The sequence below is a fragment of the Nonomuraea turkmeniaca genome (assembly GCF_005889735.1).
GTDB classification, from domain to species: Bacteria; Actinomycetota; Actinomycetes; order Streptosporangiales; family Streptosporangiaceae; genus Nonomuraea; species Nonomuraea turkmeniaca.
On the sequence record NZ_VCKY01000011.1, the window covers coordinates 31,630 to 48,764 of the forward strand.

General features: G+C 69.2%; 18 protein-coding genes, 1 tRNA gene and 1 riboswitch. Of the genes, 7 read left to right on the plus strand and 12 right to left on the minus strand.

The window, feature by feature from the left end:
• Window positions 1-180: 180 nt before the first annotated feature.
• The gene (locus tag ETD86_RS04970; RefSeq protein ID WP_138664896.1) at window positions 181-2,295 is read right to left on the minus strand and encodes a TerD family protein; all 2,115 of its coding nucleotides are present in this window, start codon (window positions 2,293-2,295) and stop codon (window positions 181-183) included.
• A 112-nt stretch (window positions 2,296-2,407) separates the two neighbouring features.
• Between ETD86_RS04970 and ETD86_RS04975 the strand changes: the two genes are divergently transcribed.
• Window positions 2,408-2,611: a hypothetical protein gene (locus tag ETD86_RS04975; RefSeq protein ID WP_138664897.1), complete on the plus strand. Its 204-nt coding sequence runs from the start codon at window positions 2,408-2,410 to the stop codon at window positions 2,609-2,611.
• A 73-nt stretch (window positions 2,612-2,684) separates the two neighbouring features.
• Here the strand turns inward: ETD86_RS04975 and ETD86_RS04980 are convergent.
• From ETD86_RS04980 to ETD86_RS04995, 4 genes are all read right to left on the minus strand, one after another.
• Window positions 2,685-2,757 (minus strand) — tRNA-Thr (locus ETD86_RS04980).
• A 39-nt stretch (window positions 2,758-2,796) separates the two neighbouring features.
• A complete protein-coding gene (locus ETD86_RS04985; protein WP_138664898.1) occupies window positions 2,797-3,027 on the minus strand; it encodes a transposase in 231 nt (76 codons plus the stop codon).
• 78 nt (window positions 3,028-3,105) lie between these two features.
• Entirely contained in the window at window positions 3,106-3,630 is a 525-nt protein-coding gene (locus ETD86_RS04990) for a C40 family peptidase (protein ID WP_138664899.1), read from the minus strand.
• Window positions 3,631-3,740: 110 nt separating this feature from the next.
• Entirely contained in the window at window positions 3,741-4,748 is a 1,008-nt protein-coding gene (locus tag ETD86_RS04995; RefSeq protein ID WP_170222889.1) for a GH25 family lysozyme, read from the minus strand.
• A 503-nt stretch (window positions 4,749-5,251) separates the two neighbouring features.
• Here ETD86_RS04995 and ETD86_RS05000 point away from each other — a divergent pair.
• Both ETD86_RS05000 and ETD86_RS05005 read left to right on the plus strand, forming a co-directional pair.
• Window positions 5,252-6,196 (plus strand): ATP-binding cassette domain-containing protein, encoded by a 945-nt coding sequence (locus tag ETD86_RS05000; RefSeq protein ID WP_138664901.1) that lies wholly within the window; start codon window positions 5,252-5,254, stop codon window positions 6,194-6,196.
• Entirely contained in the window at window positions 6,177-6,923 is a 747-nt protein-coding gene (locus ETD86_RS05005; RefSeq protein WP_138664902.1) for an ABC transporter permease, read from the plus strand. Before ETD86_RS05000 ends, ETD86_RS05005 begins: the two co-directional genes overlap by 20 nt.
• Here ETD86_RS05005 and ETD86_RS05010 read toward each other — a convergent pair whose 3' ends face one another.
• Complete coding sequence (locus ETD86_RS05010) at window positions 6,924-8,048, minus strand: calcium:cation antiporter (protein WP_138664903.1); 1,125 nt, start codon at window positions 8,046-8,048, stop codon at window positions 6,924-6,926.
• A 92-nt stretch (window positions 8,049-8,140) separates the two neighbouring features.
• On the opposite strand from ETD86_RS05010, the gene ETD86_RS05015 reads away from it, so the two are divergent.
• Window positions 8,141-8,656 carry an NUDIX hydrolase gene (locus ETD86_RS05015; RefSeq protein WP_138664904.1) on the plus strand — a complete coding sequence of 172 codons (516 nt, stop codon included), beginning with the start codon at window positions 8,141-8,143 and terminating at the stop codon, window positions 8,654-8,656.
• On the opposite strand, the gene ETD86_RS05020 is transcribed toward ETD86_RS05015, so the two are convergent.
• The 4 genes from ETD86_RS05020 to ETD86_RS05035 all read right to left on the minus strand — a co-directional run bounded on the left by ETD86_RS05020 (window position 8,633) and on the right by ETD86_RS05035 (window position 12,769).
• Entirely contained in the window at window positions 8,633-9,307 is a 675-nt protein-coding gene (locus ETD86_RS05020) for a flavin reductase family protein (protein WP_138664905.1), read from the minus strand. The two genes, ETD86_RS05015 and ETD86_RS05020, sit on opposite strands and share 24 nt — an antisense overlap.
• A 21-nt stretch (window positions 9,308-9,328) precedes the next feature.
• Complete coding sequence (locus ETD86_RS05025) at window positions 9,329-9,961, minus strand: GNAT family N-acetyltransferase (protein ID WP_138664906.1); 633 nt, start codon at window positions 9,959-9,961, stop codon at window positions 9,329-9,331.
• 7 nt (window positions 9,962-9,968) lie between these two features.
• Window positions 9,969-10,059: riboswitch (SAM riboswitch) on the minus strand.
• A 52-nt stretch (window positions 10,060-10,111) separates the two neighbouring features.
• Entirely contained in the window at window positions 10,112-12,292 is a 2,181-nt protein-coding gene (locus tag ETD86_RS05030; protein ID WP_170222890.1) for a tetratricopeptide repeat protein, read from the minus strand.
• 57 nt (window positions 12,293-12,349) lie between these two features.
• The gene (locus ETD86_RS05035; RefSeq protein ID WP_138664908.1) at window positions 12,350-12,769 is read right to left on the minus strand and encodes a hypothetical protein; all 420 of its coding nucleotides are present in this window, start codon (window positions 12,767-12,769) and stop codon (window positions 12,350-12,352) included.
• Between the two features lie 128 nt (window positions 12,770-12,897).
• Between ETD86_RS05035 and ETD86_RS05040 the strand changes: the two genes are divergently transcribed.
• Window positions 12,898-13,512, plus strand: a complete 615-nt coding sequence (locus tag ETD86_RS05040) for a maleylpyruvate isomerase N-terminal domain-containing protein (protein ID WP_138664909.1) — start codon at window positions 12,898-12,900, stop codon at window positions 13,510-13,512.
• Window positions 13,513-13,563: 51 nt separating this feature from the next.
• Here the strand turns inward: ETD86_RS05040 and ETD86_RS05045 are convergent, their stop codons facing one another.
• Complete coding sequence (locus ETD86_RS05045) at window positions 13,564-14,193, minus strand: TetR/AcrR family transcriptional regulator (protein ID WP_138664910.1); 630 nt, start codon at window positions 14,191-14,193, stop codon at window positions 13,564-13,566.
• A gap of 98 nt (window positions 14,194-14,291) precedes the next feature.
• Between ETD86_RS05045 and ETD86_RS05050 the strand changes: the two genes are divergently transcribed.
• Together ETD86_RS05050 and ETD86_RS05055 are read left to right on the plus strand one after the other, a co-directional pair.
• The gene (locus ETD86_RS05050; RefSeq protein WP_138664911.1) at window positions 14,292-15,128 is read left to right on the plus strand and encodes an alpha/beta fold hydrolase; all 837 of its coding nucleotides are present in this window, start codon (window positions 14,292-14,294) and stop codon (window positions 15,126-15,128) included.
• An 81-nt stretch (window positions 15,129-15,209) separates the two neighbouring features.
• Entirely contained in the window at window positions 15,210-15,764 is a 555-nt protein-coding gene (locus ETD86_RS05055; protein WP_138664912.1) for a dihydrofolate reductase family protein, read from the plus strand.
• Between the two features lie 19 nt (window positions 15,765-15,783).
• Here ETD86_RS05055 and ETD86_RS05060 read toward each other — a convergent pair whose 3' ends face one another.
• Window positions 15,784-16,917 carry an FAD-dependent monooxygenase gene (locus ETD86_RS05060; RefSeq protein WP_138664949.1) on the minus strand — a complete coding sequence of 378 codons (1,134 nt, stop codon included), beginning with the start codon at window positions 16,915-16,917 and terminating at the stop codon, window positions 15,784-15,786.
• Window positions 16,918-17,135: the final 218 nt, after the last annotated feature.

Below are 17,135 nucleotides of genomic sequence, written 5' to 3' on the forward strand. Positions count from 1 at the left end.
GGAATCTATGGGCTTGCCACTACCCATCGATGAACACAGGACATCGCCTGGGAGAACGAGGCCCCCGCCGGGTCGTGAGGAAGGCTCGAGAGCTAGCCAAGCCAGGCGCCCTTGCGGGCATTCCTGGTCCCAGAGGTGAGAAGGAAGCCCTCGAATGGCCTCACGACGATCTCCACGGTATCAGGCCGGGATCAGTTCGTGCAGCGTCCCAGGCGTGTACACCCGCGTGCCGGGCGGGAGGTCGGCCGGAGCCTCCAGCCCGATGTAGGTGGTGCCCCCGGCCGCCGAGCCCTTCGTCCGCAGCAGGTCGGCCAGATGACGGACGCGCAGGTAGTCGCGTTCCACGATCGAGCGCACCAGCAGCGAGGCGGTGACCCGGTTGCCCTCCACCTGGTTGAAGCCGGGATGCCCCTTCAGGTAGAGATGCAGCCACTTCACCCGCCATGCACCGTCGTCGCCGCGCAGGAAGACCAGCGGCAGCACGATCCGGCCGGAGCCGCGCAGGTCGGACTTCATGCGGACGGTGCGCGGCTCGAACGGCCTGCCTTCCTGCACGGCGTCCCTGGTCATGTACCCGAAGAACGCCTCAGCGGCCTCGTCGAACCGTTCCCCGGCGTAGACGTTGACCTGCGGGATGATGATCGGCTGGGTCGCTTCGGCGAGGCGGATGTCGATGAACTCCGACGCGCCGTCCGGCGCCGCGGTGAGATCACCGGAGTACGTGGCGAAGCCGTTGGAGTAATTCGTCCACGAGATGTGCGTCGGGTTGCCGTAGAAGGCGTCGAGCATGAGCGCGGACAGGTCGTAGTCCGTGCGCCGCCCGGCCTCGCGCCAGTGGACGAAGAGCCTGAGCAGCTCGCCGTCCACGGCCGACAGCGAGCCTCGGGGCAGCATGCCGAGCCCGGGCGCGACGGCCTTGCCGGACAGCGGCAGTGCCACGTCGAGCACGTCAGGATCGACGATCAGCTCTCCCGGGTCGGACAGGCGGCGGGCGATCTCCGAGTCCAGCATGTCCAGCGCCCGCGCCAGCACGTCATCCTCCAGCGGCGCGCGGGTGTCCGGCGTCGCCCACGCCCTGCCGTACCGGTTGGTGAAAACGCGGCCCGCGGTGCGGGCGAGCCGATTCTGCAGGTGCTCACGCAGGGACAGCAGGACGCGTCCTGAAGCGCCGGACGCGGCACGTTCCGCGGCGTCCAGCACGGCCGGCGCGGACAGGCCGGTCCGCACCAGGTGGTCGAGCCGGCGCAGCAACGCGCCGGGCGCCCGCTCCAGCAACTGGACGGCATCGGCGGTACGGCCCGCCGACAGCGCGGCCTCGACCCGGCCGTCGAACCCGGCGGCCTCACGGACACCCCTGGCCACCTCGAAGACGTGGGCGGCCCGCGTCAGGCGCGGGTAGTCGTGGGGATGCAGCCGCTCACCGAGCCGCTTCCACTGCTCCCGATGGCGGGCCACGTCACCGAGCTTGGCCGGGGTGGCGACCGCGTCCAGGGCCTGGAGGAGTGCGCGGCGCTCGGCACGGCGGAACGAACGGAACCTGGTGGGCACGGCCAGCGTGACATCCCCGCCGGAGCAGCCGCAGGCGAGCCGGAGCACGTCCGTCACCGTGTCCACGAGCAGCGGCCGCCCTGCGGCCAGCCGCACCTCGTTGACGACCGCGCGGTTCTCGCGCACCGGGATACGTTCCGGCTGGTCGGCACAGTACGAAGCCAGCGAACGTAATGCCGCCAGGTCCTCGGCGGCGAGCGGCGATTCCGAGCCCGCCAGCGAGAAGTAGAGCTCGCGTGCCTCCGATTCCAGGCTTCCGCCCAGCTCCAGCACGGTCACCCCGTCGCCTGCCAGCGGAATCAGCTCGGCGTGCGCGGCCAGCAGGTCGGCGTAGGTGTGCTGGTAGCGCCCATAGCCCGGCAACGTCAGCAGGTCGAGCGTGGGCTGCTGCAGCCGCGCGGCGGCGACCGGGTCGAGCATGGCCTCACGCAGCAGGCCGACCCAGAACTCCAGAGTGTCGGGCACGTTCTTGGGAAAGTCGATGAAGTAGGCGTTGTGCCGGACGTGGTCGCCCACCAGGCCGCGGACCGCCGCCAGGACGCGTACGCCGAGGTCCACGACGGTCTCGCCGGGCAGTCGCGCCAGACGTTCCAGCAGGGCCGCCGAGCAGGTGAAGCCGACGCTCAGGAGCGCGGCGTCGAGCTGGCGCGCGGCCACCTCTCCCCAGCCGGCGGGCGCTGCGTCGGCGGGGGCGTCGATGGGAACTCGCAGCCGCCGGACGATGACGAGGCTTTCCAGCGTATCCACTGACGCACCATATAGCCGACACCCGCCCGCATTCTGCGGGTTTTCCGGCCCGGGATCACCGCCGCGGGAGTCCTGCGCGGCCGGCCCCGCCACCCGCCGTCGAGGGAGTCCCGTGCCGGCAGAAGGTGTCCCGCCGCGCCAGAACGCGCCCGCACCGTTCGTTCTGGTCGAGAGCTGTCAGGAGGTCTATCGGGTGGCACGCCACAGCGGCACACGCGACACCACTGAGGGCGTTCGCTCCGTCGTGCTGGACGGCGCGGCGCTCCGGCTGGAGCTGAAGTCCGTCGCCGAGTCACCCGAATTGGTCGGCTTCTGAGGAATGGCGCAAAAACGCGAAACGCCCGACCCCACCATCACGTGGACCGGGCGTTGTGGCTACTCATGTAGAGAGCCCCCAAACGGAATCGAACCGTTGACCTTCTCCTTACCATGGAGACGCTCTGCCGACTGAGCTATAGGGGCCTGTCCGTCGCTGCGGACAGGTGTAACCATACACGGCACTCAGCGATGATGCGAACTCGTTCCGGCCTGGACGATCTTCTCCGGCAAGCGGCGCGGACGAAGCTCGATGACCTCGCACAGATCGGCCAAATCGACATGCCTGGCCACTTCTGCCACGGAGGTGCAGTCGGCTACCAGCCATCCGTTCCTGCGCACCCGCAGCACCTGCCGCCCGGCCCGCACGGCGCCCACGACCTCGTAGCCGTCGAGACCGACCCATCGCCTTTCCATAGCGGCACAGAGTAGCCTCCGGGTCTCTCAATTTCCGCCACGCCACAGGCGTTACAGCCATACCGAGTCGGCAGGCGTTCAGTAGCGGTAGAAACCCGCGAGGTCCTTCAGCCGGGCGATGTCGTCGATGCGCACCACGGCCCCGGTCTCGGGCGCGTTCATCATCTTGCCGTCACCCAAGTAGATGCCGACATGGTGGGTTCTGACGGCCTTTTTGGTGATCTTTCCGAAGAAAACAAGATCTCCGGGTACGGGCGCCGCGTCGACCCGCCGCATCTTCCGTACGTGATCATTGGTGTTCCCCGGCCCCAGCACGTCCTCCCCGTGCGCCAGCGCGTACACCCACCGGGCGAACCCCGAGCAGTCGAGGCCGCGTGTCTTCGCGGCCGGGCAGGGCTTGATCCGGCCCTTGTAGCCCTTGCAGGTCCCCTTCGACGGCCCCGGCCGCTCCGCGTGGCCGCCGCCCCACGAGTACACGATGCCGTGCCGCTCGAGCTCGTACGCGATCTGCACGATCCTCGGCAGCACGCGGGTCGCGAAGGGCATGGAAGCCGTGGCGGTCAGCAGGATCAGCACCGCCGCCACGGCTAACCGCCGCTTCATCCCGTTCCCGTCCCCTCCACCTACTGTCGGGCCCGGGATTCATACTGCCCTACACCTGCCTTATATGGACTTATACGGACCCATCAGGACTCATCAGGACTCATCGGGACTTATCCGGCTTTGAGGGTGAGCTTCACCGAACCGACGGTGACGTTGATGCCGACCGTGCCCTTCGACTTGCGTGGCTTGGTGGTGAATGTGAACGTCACCTTCTTGCCGCGCGGCAACTCCGCGATCGCGCAACGCACCGCCGTACCGCTGTACGTGCATCCAGGCGCCCTGACCACGCTCTGCCCGCCGAACGCGCGCCCGGAGAGCTTGACGTTCGTGACGGGGTGCGGGCCGGTGTTCGCGACGGTGACCGTGTACGTGCGCCTGCTCTTCGCCACGCCCGTGACCGACACCTCCGCCGGCGGGTTGGCCATCGCCTTGAGCTGGGATTCCGAGCCGTTGAACGAGTTCCCGCCGCCGACCAGCGGTCCCTTGTCCGCCGACTGCCAGAAGGTGTGCTTCTTCCAGCTCTTGGGCAGCTCCCCCGGGTCGGTGCCCCAGCGGGCGAGCCAGAGCGGGTTGGACCTGAACTTCGTGGAGTTGCCCGTGCAGGTCTGCCACCAGCTCGTGGTGGTGTAGATGATCGCGTGTCGGCCGGTCCGCGCGCGGTACCTCTTCGTGAAGTCCTGGAGCCAGGTGACCATGTCTTCCGTGGACAGGTCGTAGCAGTTGTTCTTGCCGTTCCGGTCCTTGTACGGGTTGTCCTCGATATCGAGCACTCCCTGCAACGTCTGGCCGTCGGCGATCCAGCTGCCGCCGTTCTGCAGGAAATATTCGGCCTGCGTCGCCCCATCGGATTCGTGCGGTTGCGCAAAGTGATAGGCACCGCGAACCAGCCCGGCCGACGCGGCACCGCCGAACTGAGGGTCGAAACGGGGGTTGCGGTAGTTCGTCCCCTCGGTGGCATGGACGAACGCGAACTTCCCACCCCCGGAAGCGACGCTTGCCCAGTCGATGTCGCCGGTCCAATTGCTGACATCGACCCCGGGTACGCCATCGGCCGCCTCGGCGACCCCGCCACCCATTCCAAGCGCCGCAATCACCGCGAATAACCAGAGACGTTTCACGCCGGAGATCATGGCGGAGCTTCACACAATTCCGCAAGTCCGGAAATATCCACCGATTTCGAAGTATCGAGCCAATACACCGGCCCCGGCCCCGTGGCGCCACGCCCGCCGCCCGTTCCCGCCATCGGGCGTCACCGACGTGGGCGTCGCCGTGGATGGCATGCAGCACACGCGCCTCGTGCCGGCTCCACTCCCGCTCGCTCACCCCTTCGGGTCTTTCGAGCGTGTCCTGGAGGCCGCCGTCCCCGCTGAAGACCGGCGGGCCGAGCGCTCGTCCGAGGGCTCGCGAAAAATTCTCCGCCACGTCTGGGAAAACCGCACTTCAGAGCCCGAAAACCGGCCGTCGCCAACTCGTCACCCTGACGGAGTTTGCGCAGGTGGGGAGGGTTTATGAACGTGATGTTCGCGTTTGCCAAAGGCGGCTCTTGCTGCCCAAACTTGATTCGATCCTCAATCGAGCCCCCGACCTGGGGTTTCTTCGCCATGCCCGCAGGAGGCCGACCATGATCCACGCCCGGGGCCTGACCCGAGTGTTCAAGCTCAAGAAGAAGGAGACCGTCGAGGCCGTCCGCGGCATCGACCTCGACGTCGAAGCCGGCCGGCTGGTGGCGTTCCTCGGCCCGAACGGCGCGGGCAAGTCGACGACGCTGCGCATCCTCACGACCCTCCTGCCGCCCACCTCGGGCACCGCCACGGTGGCCGGCCACGACGTGGCCAGGGATCCGGCAGGCGTACGCGCCCGCATCGGCTACGTGGGCCAGCGCAACAGCGCGGGAGAGGACTTCCTCGTCCGCGACGAACTGGTCACCCAGGGCCGCTGCTACGGCCTGCCCGCCAAGCAGGCGGCGGCCCGCGCGGACGAGCTGCTCGACCTGCTCGACCTGACACCGCTGGCCAAGCGCAAGCCCGGCACGCTCTCGGGCGGACAGCGCCGCCGCCTGGACATCGCGCTCGGCCTCGTTCACCGCCCTGACCTGCTCTTCCTGGACGAGCCCTCGACGGGCCTGGACCCGAAGAGCCGCGCCGAGATCTGGGCGCACATCCTGCGGCTGCGAGAGACGTACGGGACGACGTTGTTCCTGACCACCCACTACCTGGAGGAGGCCGACACCATGGCCGAGCGGGTGGTGATCATCGACAACGGCCGGATCATCGCGGACGGCACCTCGGAGCAGCTCAAGAACGACCTCGCCGGCGACCACATCACGCTCACCACCAGCACGGAGGCGGAGGCGCGGCGGGCCGCGAGCATGAGCGACGGCACGGCGGACGGCACGACCGTGCGCGTGCGGGCCGCCAACGCGGCCGCCGCCCTGCCCGAATGCCTGCGCGCCCTGGACGGTGCCGGCATCAAGGTCACCACGGCCGAGACCACCCGTCCCACCCTTGACGACGTGTTCCTCACTCTCACCGGGAGAAGCCTCACCGATGACGACATTCCTGCGTGACACCGCCACCGTCTTCGCACGGGAGTTCAAACCCGCTCTGCGCGCACCCGCCGGGCTGCTGTTCGAGATGGGGCAGCCGCTGCTGTTCTTGTTCCTGTTCGGGTCGCTGCTGGACGGGGCCGTCGGCTCGTCGTGGCAGTGGTTCGTGCCGGGCATCCTGGTCATGATGTGCCTGACGGGCCCCATGTCCGCCGGTTACACGCTGCTGGTCGAGCTGATCGGCGGCTCGATGGAGCGCATGCTGGTCACACCGCTGAACCGGACGGCGATGCTGGTGGGCAGGGCCATGAAGGCGATGATCGTGCTGCTGGTCCAGGCCGTGCTGATCATCCTGCTGGCGCTGCCGCTGGGCTTCGAGCTGCACACGGCAGGAGTGCTGGCCGGCCTGGCCCAGCTGGTCGTCTTCGGGGTCGGGCTGGGGGCTCTCTCGTTCGTCCTGGCCATCAAGTCCGCCCCCGGGGGCACGCTGTTCTGGGTCGTCAGCCAGTCGATCCTGTTCCCCCTGCTGCTCCTGTCCGGTGTGCTGCTGCCGCTGGAGACCGCCCCGGCGTGGCTGCGGGCGATCGGGCAGGTGAACCCGGTGACGTACATCGTGGACGCACAACGATCCCTGTTCGCCGGCGACCTCGCCGACCCCTCGATCCTGTACGGCACCGCGTCCGCCTGCCTGATCGCCGCGGCCGGCCTCTACCTGGGCAACCGAGCCATGCGCCAGGGCGTCGTCTGATCAGGGACTGATCGCCAGGAACAAGAACGCCGCGAACAACACCAGGTGCACCCCGCTCTGCATGAGCGTCGCCCGGCCAGGCACGACGGTGAGCGTCGAGACCACGACCGTCAGGGCCAGCAACACCATGTGGGTGCCGCCCAATCCGAGCAGGAGCGGCCCTTCGAGCCAGATCGACGCCACCGCGATGGCCGGGATGGTCAGCCCGATGCTCGCCATCGCCGACCCGAGCGCCAGGTTCAGGCTGATCTGGACCTGGTCGCGCCGGGCCGCGTTGATCGCGGCGATCGTCTCGGGCAGCAGCACCAGCAGCGCGATCACCACGCCCACGACGGCCTGCGGCAGCCCGGCCGACGACACCGCGCCCTCGATGATCGGTGACTCGACCTTGGCCAGGCCGACGACCGACACGAGCGCGACCAGCAGCAGCCCGAGGCTTGTCAGCGCGGTCCGCCCGGACGGCCGGGGCGCGTGCTCCTCGGGGTCGACGGTGTCATTGGTCGCGCTCACTTGGCCCTCGCCGCTCCGTGCTTCCCTGGGGACCGGCAGGAAGTAGTCGCGGTGCCGTACCGTCTGCGTCACCACGAACAGCGCGTACAGCGCCAGCGAGGCCACCGCCGCGAAGCCGAGCTGGGCAGGCGAGAACGCCGGCCCTTGTGCGCTCGTCGTGAACGTGGGCAGCACCAGGCTCAGCGTGGCGAGCGTGGCCACGGTGGCGAGCGCCTTCCCCGTGCCCTCGGCGTTGAACGCCGCGATCCGCCGCTTCAGTGTGACGGTGAGCAGGGACAGTCCTACGATGCCGTTGCAGGTGATCATCACGGCCGCGAACACGGTGTCCCGGGCCAGAGCACCGGTCTGCGCCCCACCGGAGATCATGAGGCTGACGATGAGCGCCACCTCGATCACCGTCACCGCCACCGCCAGCACCAGCGAGCCGAAAGGCTCCCCCACGCGGTGGGCGATGACCTCGGCGTGGTGCACGGCGGCCAGCACCGCGCCGGCCAGCAGCAGGGCCACGATGATCGCGAGCGCGAGCGGCAGCTCACGGCCCCAGGAGAGCCCCAGCGCGAGCAGCGCCAGTGCGGGTAGGAGAACGGTCCACAACCTCGCAGCGTTACGGATCATATACAGGGCGTCTTTCCCTTCTTTGGGGCGGAAAAGGGTTTCACCCTGATAATGCCTTGACATCACGTTTTGGCGGGAATGAAGGTGACTTGGTGGCCCATGTGATCGCGACGAACACCGTGCCCTGGATTCCCGTGGCGCACCGCCTCGACGTCATGTTGTCCCGGACCGTTCCGCCCGCGGACAGCACCACGTCGGCGTTCGCGTTCGTCACCGACGAGCTCGGCAGGACCCTGATGACCTGCGTGGATCGGGAGGGGAGGGGCTGGGACATCCCGGGCGGCCATCTCGAACCCGGCGAGAGCGCGATCGACGCCGCGGCGCGCGAGTTGCACGAGGAGACCGGCCTGCGCCTGCCTCCCGCCGCCCTGTCCGTCTTCGCCTGGCAGCGGATCCAGCTCTTTGACGCCCCGCCGGCCGAGTACCGCTACGCGGCGTTGACGTACATGGCCATGTTCCGCGCCGTCGTGCCGGGCCCGGGCGCCCCGACCCGCCCGCCGGCGGGTTCGGAGAGCACCCGTGCCGAGTGGCTGCCGCGCGCGGACATCGAACGCCTCTGCGGGCACCGCACGTGGCTGACGCTGCTAGAGCGCGCGGGCACGCTCTAGGTCTTCCCCGCGGTAGAAGTGTTCGGGAATGCGGGCGAGCGTGGACGGATGGACCTGCGGCCCGAGCCCGTACAAGTGCTGGAAGCTCATGATCAGCGGGCGCCAGGCGTCAGGGTCGATGCGATCGCTCGTCCCGGCCATCCGGATCTCCTCGTGCACCCAGACCCGCTGCACGCGTACCTCGAAGGCCAGCGTCCCGCCGTCGTCCCCGACCGGATGCACGGCCTCGACCACGGCCTCCATGCTGACCGGGCACTCGGCGACCCGCGGCGGCGTCACCGTCTCGGAGGGGACGGCGGTCAGTCCGGCCCGCTCGAACTTGTCCGGCACGTACCGGTAGCCCCGCTCCCACTTGCGGTCAGGCACCGGATTGGAGCCGGTGGTGAGCGCCAGCCGGTCGACGGCGCCGGCCATCGCGTCGGAGGGCAGGTTCAGTACGCACTCGCGCGTCCTCACTAAGTTTTGAGCCGTTTTGGCCCGTGAGCCCAGTCCCAGCATGCCCCTCCAGCCGAGCCAGAAGACCGACGACATGGGGGCCAGGTTGGGGGTGCCCTCCTCGTTCGTGGAAGAGAGCAACACGACCGGGGTGCCGAAGTAGAGGATGCTGGGCTCGACCCTGGTGTGCGCCTGCGTGTTGAGGGAAATGCTCATACCCACCAGTGTCATGGCTCGTCAGGGGCACCGCTGGCGGGTATCGGACATCGCGGCCAGCCGGGCGCTCAGCTCCGACCTGACCGCCGGCCACTCGTCGGCGATCACCGAGAAGACGGCCGAATCCCGAACCTGCCCCTCCTCGCCCGGCGCCCACGAGGGCGACCAATTCCGCAACACCCCCTCGAACCGGGCGCCGAGGCGCTCGATCGCCCGCCGCGACCGCACGTTGCGGGCATCCGTCTTGAGATCGACCCGCACCACCTCGAGTGCCTCGAACGCGTACGTGAACAGCAGGAGCTTGGCCTCGGCGTTGATCCCCGTGCCCTGCGCCGACGCGGCCAGCCAGGTCCACCCCACCTCGATCGCCCGCAACTCCTCCCGCCCCGGCCAGAAGCGAGGATCCCAGAACGCCGTGCATCCGACGGCTCGGCCATCCGCCGCCCGCACCTGCGCGAACGGCGTCAGCCCCGTGCGCTCCTGCTGATCCCGCAGGTACGCCTCGATGTCCGCGCCTCGAGGCACCAGGGTGAACGCGTAGGCGGAGCGATCCTCCTCCGCCGCCCACGCCAGATCGGCCGCATGCCGCATCTCCAGGGGCTCCAGCCTGACCAGGGATCCGCGCAGCACAGGAACATCGAGCCGCAGGCTCATGGAACTCTCCTCATCGTTCCCGGCGTTGGCACCTTGCCGCTTGGGGCAGGTTGCCGGACCGTCACAGGGCCGGGTCCCTCGGATCCTCTGGATGAATCTCGGTGCCGAGATGATGCCCGACCCCCGAGACGTCCGTCAAACGAGGACCGTTCAGTAGTCCTCGACCACGTTTTCCCGTTCGGCCCGGCAGAGATCCGCCCAGTAGTCCAAGCCGATGGACTGGTAGATCTCCGCTGCGGCGGCGTACGCGAGGCCGGCTTCGTGCTTGTGGTCCCGCGCGTGCGCCAGCTGGGCCAGCCCGAGGATCGCGTTGGCCTGGCCCAATCGGTTCCCGATCTCCTCGTACAGGTCGCGAGCCTGCGTGAAGGCCTCCTCAGCCGACCCGTCGTCACCCCGCATGGACGCGACCTCGCCCAACCCCCGCAGCGCGTGAGCCTGGCCGAGGCGGTCCCCGATCTCCTCGTACAGGCTGTGAGCCTGCCTGTACGCCTCCTCGGCCGGTCCGTCCTCGTCCCGCATCCGCGCGATATCGCCCAGGCGCCACATCGCGCCGGCCTGGCCCAGGCGGTCCCCGATCTCCTCGAACAGGCGGCGAGCCTGCCTGTACGCCTGCGCAGCCGGGGCGAACTCCCCTCGCGTGAACGCGACGTCACCCAAGCCCTGCAGCGCGTGGGCCTGACCCGTCCGGTCCCCCGTCCCCTCGTACAGGCCGCGAGCCTGCCTGTACGCCTCCTCGGCCGGCCCGAACTCCCCTCGCACGAACGCGACGTCACCCAGGCCGTGCATCGCGTCGGCCTGGCCGCTCTCGTTCCCGATCTCCTCGTACAAGCCGCGAGCCTGCCTGTAGGCCTCCTCCGCCTGGCCGAACTCGCCCCGCATGGCCGCGACCGAGGCCAGGCCGTACATCGCGCCGGCCTGGCCCGATCGGTCGCCTTGGGCGACAGCGGTATTTCTCATGGCGGTATAGAGATCATGGGCCTGGAGGTAGCGGTCGTTCAGGCGCAGCCACCAGGCGACCTCGTTGGCGAGCGCGAGCGCCTTCGGATGCCTCTGGGCGAGCGCGATGTCGGCGGCCACGCGCACCTCGCTGGTGGCGGCCATCAACCAGGAACGGGCCTGGCCGGGGGATCCGAAGGACGGATCGCCCGGGGCGGTCGTGGTGAGCATGCTGATCGCGATGCGGACGTGGTCCCGCAGGGTCGCGTACAGGCGATCGTGCCCGGCCCGCCGTTCGTCCGCCGAGTCCTCGGCATCGGCCTGCCGGCGGGCGCATTCGAGGAAGACGTCGTGGAAGCCGTAGCGGTCGGTGGGCTGGCGCGTCAGCATGGCCTCCGCGGCCAGCTCGTCCAATCGCAGCCTCGTCACCGATGGGGACAGTCCGGCGAGGGGCGCGATGGACCGGACGTCGAAGTCCGGCCCGGGGTGCCAGGCACAACAACGCAGCACCTGCCGCTGACCGGTGTCCAACGCCTGGTACGAGACCGTGAACGCGGCTCGTATCGCCTGATCGACCTTGGTCATGTGCCGGAACCGCCGGCCGCCGTCACGCATGGCCTCGGTCATCAACTCCAACACCATGGCCGGGTCCTGGCGGGCCAGCAACCGCCCCACCGGATCGAGCGCCAGGGGCAACCACCCGCACAGCCGCGCCACATCCGCCAGGATGCCGTCGCCGGCCAGCGGCCGCCGAGCCCGCCGCCGAAGCAGGCTCACCGCCTCCGGCGGATCCAAGAGATCCACGGGGAGGCGGTCCGCATCGTCCAGGTCGTCCAGACTGGACCGGCTGGTGATCAAGGTCAGGCAGTGCGGCGCGTCCTGCGGCAACAACGGCATGACCTGCTCGACGGTACGGACATTGTCGAGCAACAGCAGCACCCGGCGCCCGGCCAGCCATCCCCGCCACAACCGCGACCGGCCATCCAGGCTGCCGGGAATGTCCGCCGCTTCGAACCCCGCCCACCCGAGCAGCTCGGCCAGCACGTCACGCGGGTCGGCAGGGTCGGTGTCCGGGGTGAAGCCGTACAGGTCCACCTCCACCCGCGCATCGGTGAACCGCTCCTTGACCTGGACGGCCACGGCACGGGCCAGCGCCGTCTTGCCCACCCCCGCCATGCCGTGAACCGCTGAGATCAACAGCGGGCGGCCCTCCCGCAGCGCCGCGTCCACCTTGCCGACCAGGGCCGCGATCTCTCCGTCCCGCCCCACCATCGGGGGCGGCGCCACCATCGGCAGCAGAGTCACGTGCGGACGCGAGACCCCGTGGAAATGCACATGCTGCGTCCCCTCCCCCTGGACGGCCATCTGAGAGTTGTCGTACGCGGACGCCTTCATGTCCCGTGCGTCTGGTCCCAGCGGCAACGCGCGCTCGGGCCCGGTCATGTTCGCCGCTCAGGCCTGGCGCGGGCCGAACGTGACGTTCTGGACCCCCTGCCCCTGCACCGCCTGCTGGGCCTGATCACGTGCCTGGGCGTTGACCTGCACGACGCTCGCGGACGCATGGCCGGCGACAGAGTCCACCAGCTCGCGCAGCTGCCCTTCGCTGTCCGGATGGTCTTCCAGCAGGTCCCGCAGCCGCGCCGCCCACGCCGCCTCCTGCTCCCGCCCGGCCCGCTCACGATCGTCGGCGGCGAGCAACTCCTGCCGCGACTGCTCCAGCCTGCCCTCCTGCCGGGCCTCCGCATCGGCATCACCGCGCCCCAGCAGACGAGCGCAGCGTGTCTTGACCCCCTCCCACGCATCGGTGGTCATCGCCGTCACCAACGCCGAACCCGCGGCGCCCGCCAATGCGATCAAAGCCTCAGCTAGCATGCCTCCCCCTCCTCCACTCGCCCTGATTCCGGGATACCTCAGATTCCCCAAAAAATCAGGACTTCCAGGAGAAGGAGGCATCCTGAACGGCGGCCACATTGCCAGTCGCGTATGCGATGATCCCGCGCATGAACGGAAACATGGTGCTGCAGACCGCAACCGAGTGCGAGGGATTCCTGCGCTCGGTGGCATCCCAAGACTGGGCGGAAACCCCTATTCCCGGGATGGACTGGACCGTCGCGCGGACCGCGGCCCACATCAGCGACTGCCTGCTGTGGTACGCCACGGATTTCGCCGCCGGCGAGCAGGAGCTCAGCACCACGGACATCCGTGTCCGCCCCGAGTCCAAGCCCGACGAGCTCATCAGCACGATGACCACATACTCCACGGTCCTCGCGCGCGTCGTGGACGGGGCTGCGCCCGGGGCTCGTGGCTGGCACCCCTTCGGCCTCGCGGACGCGTCCGGCTTCGCCGCGATGGCCTGCAACGAAATGCTCGTCCACACCAACGACGTCGCCTCCGGCTTCGACCGAGCCTTCCTCCCACCCGAGCAACCCGCCATGGCCACGTTGCGTCGCCTGTTCCCGTGGGCGCCGGCGGACACGCCCCCATGGGCGACGCTGCTGTGGGCCAACGGCCGCACCGACCTCCCCGGTCAGGAACGGCAGGTGAGGTGGAAATGGCACTGCGCCCCGCTGGCCGAATGGAATGGCGTCAACCCCATGCTCGGCCCTCAGGGTTGATCGCCACCAGGTTTCCGCTCGACGACAGGCGCCCGATCTAACAGTGCACCGCTAGTCGGCCGATCGGGGCCCATAGGCAGCGAGGAACACGCGTACCGCGGGCTCGATGATCGCCTTCATTTCGCTGGGCGAATCCGGATGTGGCTGACCGGTCATCATGACGCGGTTCACGGGAAGCCACAACAACAACCCGGCGAGATGGTCGGCCGCGATCTTCGCGTCGCCGTGAAGGCGCAACCAGCCGCGATCGGCCGCGTCCTGCAGCGTCTCGGCCACCGACCCGAGCACACGCAGGAACGCGCCCTCGTAGTAGGCCTGCCCGACCTCAGGGAACCTGGTGGCCTCCGCGATGACGAGCCGGCGGATGCGTTGCACCCGCACGTCGAAGAGCAATCCCACGAGCTGACGGGCAAGGCAGCGTACGGTCTCCTCGCCATCGCTGAAGGCGTCGGCCTTCACCTCGACCACCGCGGCCAGCCCGCGTCCGATCATGTCGTCCGCGAGGGCCCGGAACAGGCCGGACTTGTCGCCGAAGTACTTGTACACGGTCTGCTTCGACGCGGCTGCCCGCGCCGCGATCTGATCTGTGCTCGCACCGGCGTACCCGTCCGTGACGAAGGCCTCCAACGCCGCGTCCAAGATTCGCGCCTTGGTCGCGTCCGACCTGCTGCCTGTGCCCATGTGACACCTCCGTACTGAACAGTACCGTTCCCTCTTGACCCTGTCAGTACTGAACCGTACTGTACGTACTGAACAGTACCGTACTAGGGAGACGAACGATGAAGGCAACCACTGGCATCACCCGCTCGGCCGACGGCACCGAGATCGCGTTCACCTCGATCGGCTCCGGGCCGGCGATCGTCATCATCAACGGCGCCATGAGTTACCGGGGCTCCCACCCCACCGAGGGCACCGTCGCGCAGGGGCTGGCGGCCCGGCACACCGTGATCACCTACGACCGCCGCGGGCGCGGTGAGAGCGGCCCCACCGATCCGGCACTGGCGGCGACCGAGGCGGTCCAGGCCGAGGTCGCCGACGTCGCCGCCTTGATCGACCACGCCGGGGGCACGGCCGCCGTGCTCGGGTTCTCCTCCGGCGGGGTCCTGGCCCTGGAGGCGGTACGGGCGGGCCTGCCGATCACCGCGCTCGTGCTCTGGGAGCCGCCCTTCCTCGTCTCGGCCGACCGCGCCCCGCTCGCCGCGGGCTACCGGGAGCGGGTCCAGCAGGCGCTGGCCGACGGCCGCCCCGGCGACGCGGTCGCCCTGTTCCTCACCGAACCCTGCGCAGTCCCCGCGGAGTTCGTCGAGCCGATGCGCGCCGAGCCCTACTGGGCGGGCATGGAGCAGATCGCGCCCTCACTCCCCAACGACGCCGCCATCATGGGCGACACCATGAGCGGTGACCCCGCCCGCCTCCAGCGATACGCGACGGTCGACGTCCCCATGCTGGTGACGTACGGCGACGCCGGCCTGCCCGGGTTCGCCCACGCGGCCACCGCCCTCGCCGGCGTCCTCCCGAACGCCACGGCGCGCGAGCTCCCCGGCAAGGACCACGACGTGTCCCCGGAGCACCTGGTGTCCGCCCTGACCGAGTGGCTGCCCACCGCGCAACACTGACCGAGTCGAGAGCCTGTTGCTCACCGCCTCGAATTGCACCACCGCCCGGAACCCAAGCCGCACCGAAACGGAGGCAACGCCATGGGAGCAATCCTCGTCCACGAGTTCATCACCGCCGACGGCGTCATCGACGACCCCGCCTGGTCCGTCGACTACGAATTCACCGACGCCATGAACGACGCCCTCACCGGCATCACCGAACGCTGCCGCGCCATCCTGCTCGGCCGGACCACCTACCAGCACTTCGAGGAGCCGTGGTCGCAGCGCACCGACGCCGACGACCCGCACTCGTCCTTCTTCAACGACACGCCCAAGTACGTCGTCACCGGCACCCTCGACTCGCTGACCTGGCGAAACTCGACGATCCTCGGCCCCTACGACCCCGACGCGATCCGACGCCTCAAGGATCAGGTCGACGGCGACATCTTCACCAGCGCCAGCGGCACCCTGGTACGCGCCATGCTCGCCGACGGCCTGGTGGACGAGCTCAACCTCTTCCTCTATCCGCTCACCCGCGGCCAAGGGCCACGCCTCTTCCCGGCCGACGCCCCACCCCGGAAAATGCGCCTGGAATCGCACCGCGCATTCGAGCACGGAGTTCTCCACCTGACGTACCGGCCGCTCAGCCGACCGTGACGAGCAAATGGCCGCGCGATCAGGTCGGCCAGGCATCCCCCCGGCGTGTGATCTTCGACCAGAACGACGTGACCTGCCCGATCGCCTGGTCGAACCGGTAGTAAAGCCGCGGCGGGACATGCGGGAGCAGCGCCGAATGCCGTTGGCCGAGCAGGACGAGCATCTGTTCCGGTGGGAGCTTGACGTAACGCGGGAGGCTCTCGTACCAGCGGGCGCTGTTGCGGGCCGCCTTCTGCACGCCCCGGATCGCGGTCTGGCGCCCCCGCTCGTAGAACTCGAGTGCGGGCTCCAGCCGCGGCTGGGCGCCCAGCGCGTGGGCCAGGAAAGCGGCATCCCCGAGCGCGAGTGCGGTGCCCGCGCCGATCGAGTAGTGGGTGGTGTGCGCGGCGTCCCCGATCAGGACGAGGTTCCCGCGGTACCACCTCTCGTTCGTCAGGGTGCGGAAGTTCAGCCAGCGGGCGCTCTCGCCGGCGTTCTCCTGGCCGATCAGCGGGTGGCCGTCCAGGATCTCGGCGAAGAGCTTCTCCAGGAGGGCCAGGCTGTCGGCCTCGTTCGCCCGGTCGAACCCGAGCCCCGCCCAAGTCTCCGGGGAGCACTCGATCACGCAGGTGCTGCGCTCCTTGCTGTAGACGTAGCCGTAACACCAGATCCACCCGTACGCGGTGTTGACGAAGGCGAAGGTGAAGGAGTCGAACACCTTGGTGGTGCCGAGCCAGATGTAGGCGTTGCGGCCGACCGCGACCTCGGTGCCGAAGTGGTCGGCATGGCGCCCACGCAGCGCGCTGTTGACGCCGTCGCCGGCGACGATCAGGTCCGCGCCGGCCAGCTCCTCCTCGCCGGTGATCTCACGCTCGTACTCGATCCGCACGCCGAGGGAGCGGGCCCGGTCGGCGAGGAGGCCGAGCATCCGGCTCCGGCCGACGCCGAAGCCCGCGTCCCAGTAATCCACCGGAGTCGGCGGGTGGTCCTGCACGTACGCCACCCAGTTGTCCCAGCGGACCGAGCTGTCGCCGATGGCACGCGCGGTCTCGGGGTCGATGGCGTGGAGGTCCTTGTAGAGCCCGTCCCAGTAGGTCACACCCCAGCCGTACGTCGAGCCTTCCGGGTATCGCTCGTAGATGGTGATGTCGTGGGACGGGTCAGCCCGTTTCATCAGGATCGCGAAATACAGGCTGGCGGGTCCGCCGCCGACGCAGGCAACCTTCACACGAGCCCCCTGTGTGACGTCATGTCATCGATACGTTGCACAGCGTAACAGGCGAGTGTGGGAGGGTCGCGGCACTCCGTACGCGTTTGGCGTCAAGCGCCGGAAGTGCCGGAAACTCCGGGCACGGCGGCGCCGGCCCATGCCATTACGCCCCCTCTGCCCGA

Excerpts from the sequence above, each read along its gene's own strand:
- ETD86_RS04990 (WP_138664899.1), bottom strand. The coding sequence starts at position 3,630 with ATGAAGCGGCGGTTAGCCGTGGCGGCGGTGCTGATCCTGCTGACCGCC.
- ETD86_RS05060 (WP_138664949.1), bottom strand. The coding sequence starts at position 16,917 with ATGAAACGGGCTGACCCGTCCCACGACATCACCATCTACGAGCGATAC.
- ETD86_RS05030 (WP_170222890.1), bottom strand. The coding sequence starts at position 12,292 with ATGAAGGCGTCCGCGTACGACAACTCTCAGATGGCCGTCCAGGGGGAG.
- ETD86_RS05005 (WP_138664902.1), top strand. The coding sequence starts at position 6,177 with ATGACGACATTCCTGCGTGACACCGCCACCGTCTTCGCACGGGAGTTC.
- ETD86_RS05020 (WP_138664905.1), bottom strand. The coding sequence starts at position 9,307 with ATGAGCATTTCCCTCAACACGCAGGCGCACACCAGGGTCGAGCCCAGC.
- ETD86_RS05055 (WP_138664912.1), top strand. The coding sequence starts at position 15,210 with ATGGGAGCAATCCTCGTCCACGAGTTCATCACCGCCGACGGCGTCATC.
- ETD86_RS05000 (WP_138664901.1), top strand. The coding sequence starts at position 5,252 with ATGATCCACGCCCGGGGCCTGACCCGAGTGTTCAAGCTCAAGAAGAAG.
- ETD86_RS05025 (WP_138664906.1), bottom strand. The coding sequence starts at position 9,961 with ATGAGCCTGCGGCTCGATGTTCCTGTGCTGCGCGGATCCCTGGTCAGG.
- ETD86_RS05035 (WP_138664908.1), bottom strand. The coding sequence starts at position 12,769 with ATGCTAGCTGAGGCTTTGATCGCATTGGCGGGCGCCGCGGGTTCGGCG.
- ETD86_RS05040 (WP_138664909.1), top strand. The coding sequence starts at position 12,898 with ATGAACGGAAACATGGTGCTGCAGACCGCAACCGAGTGCGAGGGATTC.
- ETD86_RS05010 (WP_138664903.1), bottom strand. The coding sequence starts at position 8,048 with ATGATCCGTAACGCTGCGAGGTTGTGGACCGTTCTCCTACCCGCACTG.
- ETD86_RS05045 (WP_138664910.1), bottom strand. The coding sequence starts at position 14,193 with ATGGGCACAGGCAGCAGGTCGGACGCGACCAAGGCGCGAATCTTGGAC.
- ETD86_RS05050 (WP_138664911.1), top strand. The coding sequence starts at position 14,292 with ATGAAGGCAACCACTGGCATCACCCGCTCGGCCGACGGCACCGAGATC.
- ETD86_RS04985 (WP_138664898.1), bottom strand. The coding sequence starts at position 3,027 with ATGGAAAGGCGATGGGTCGGTCTCGACGGCTACGAGGTCGTGGGCGCC.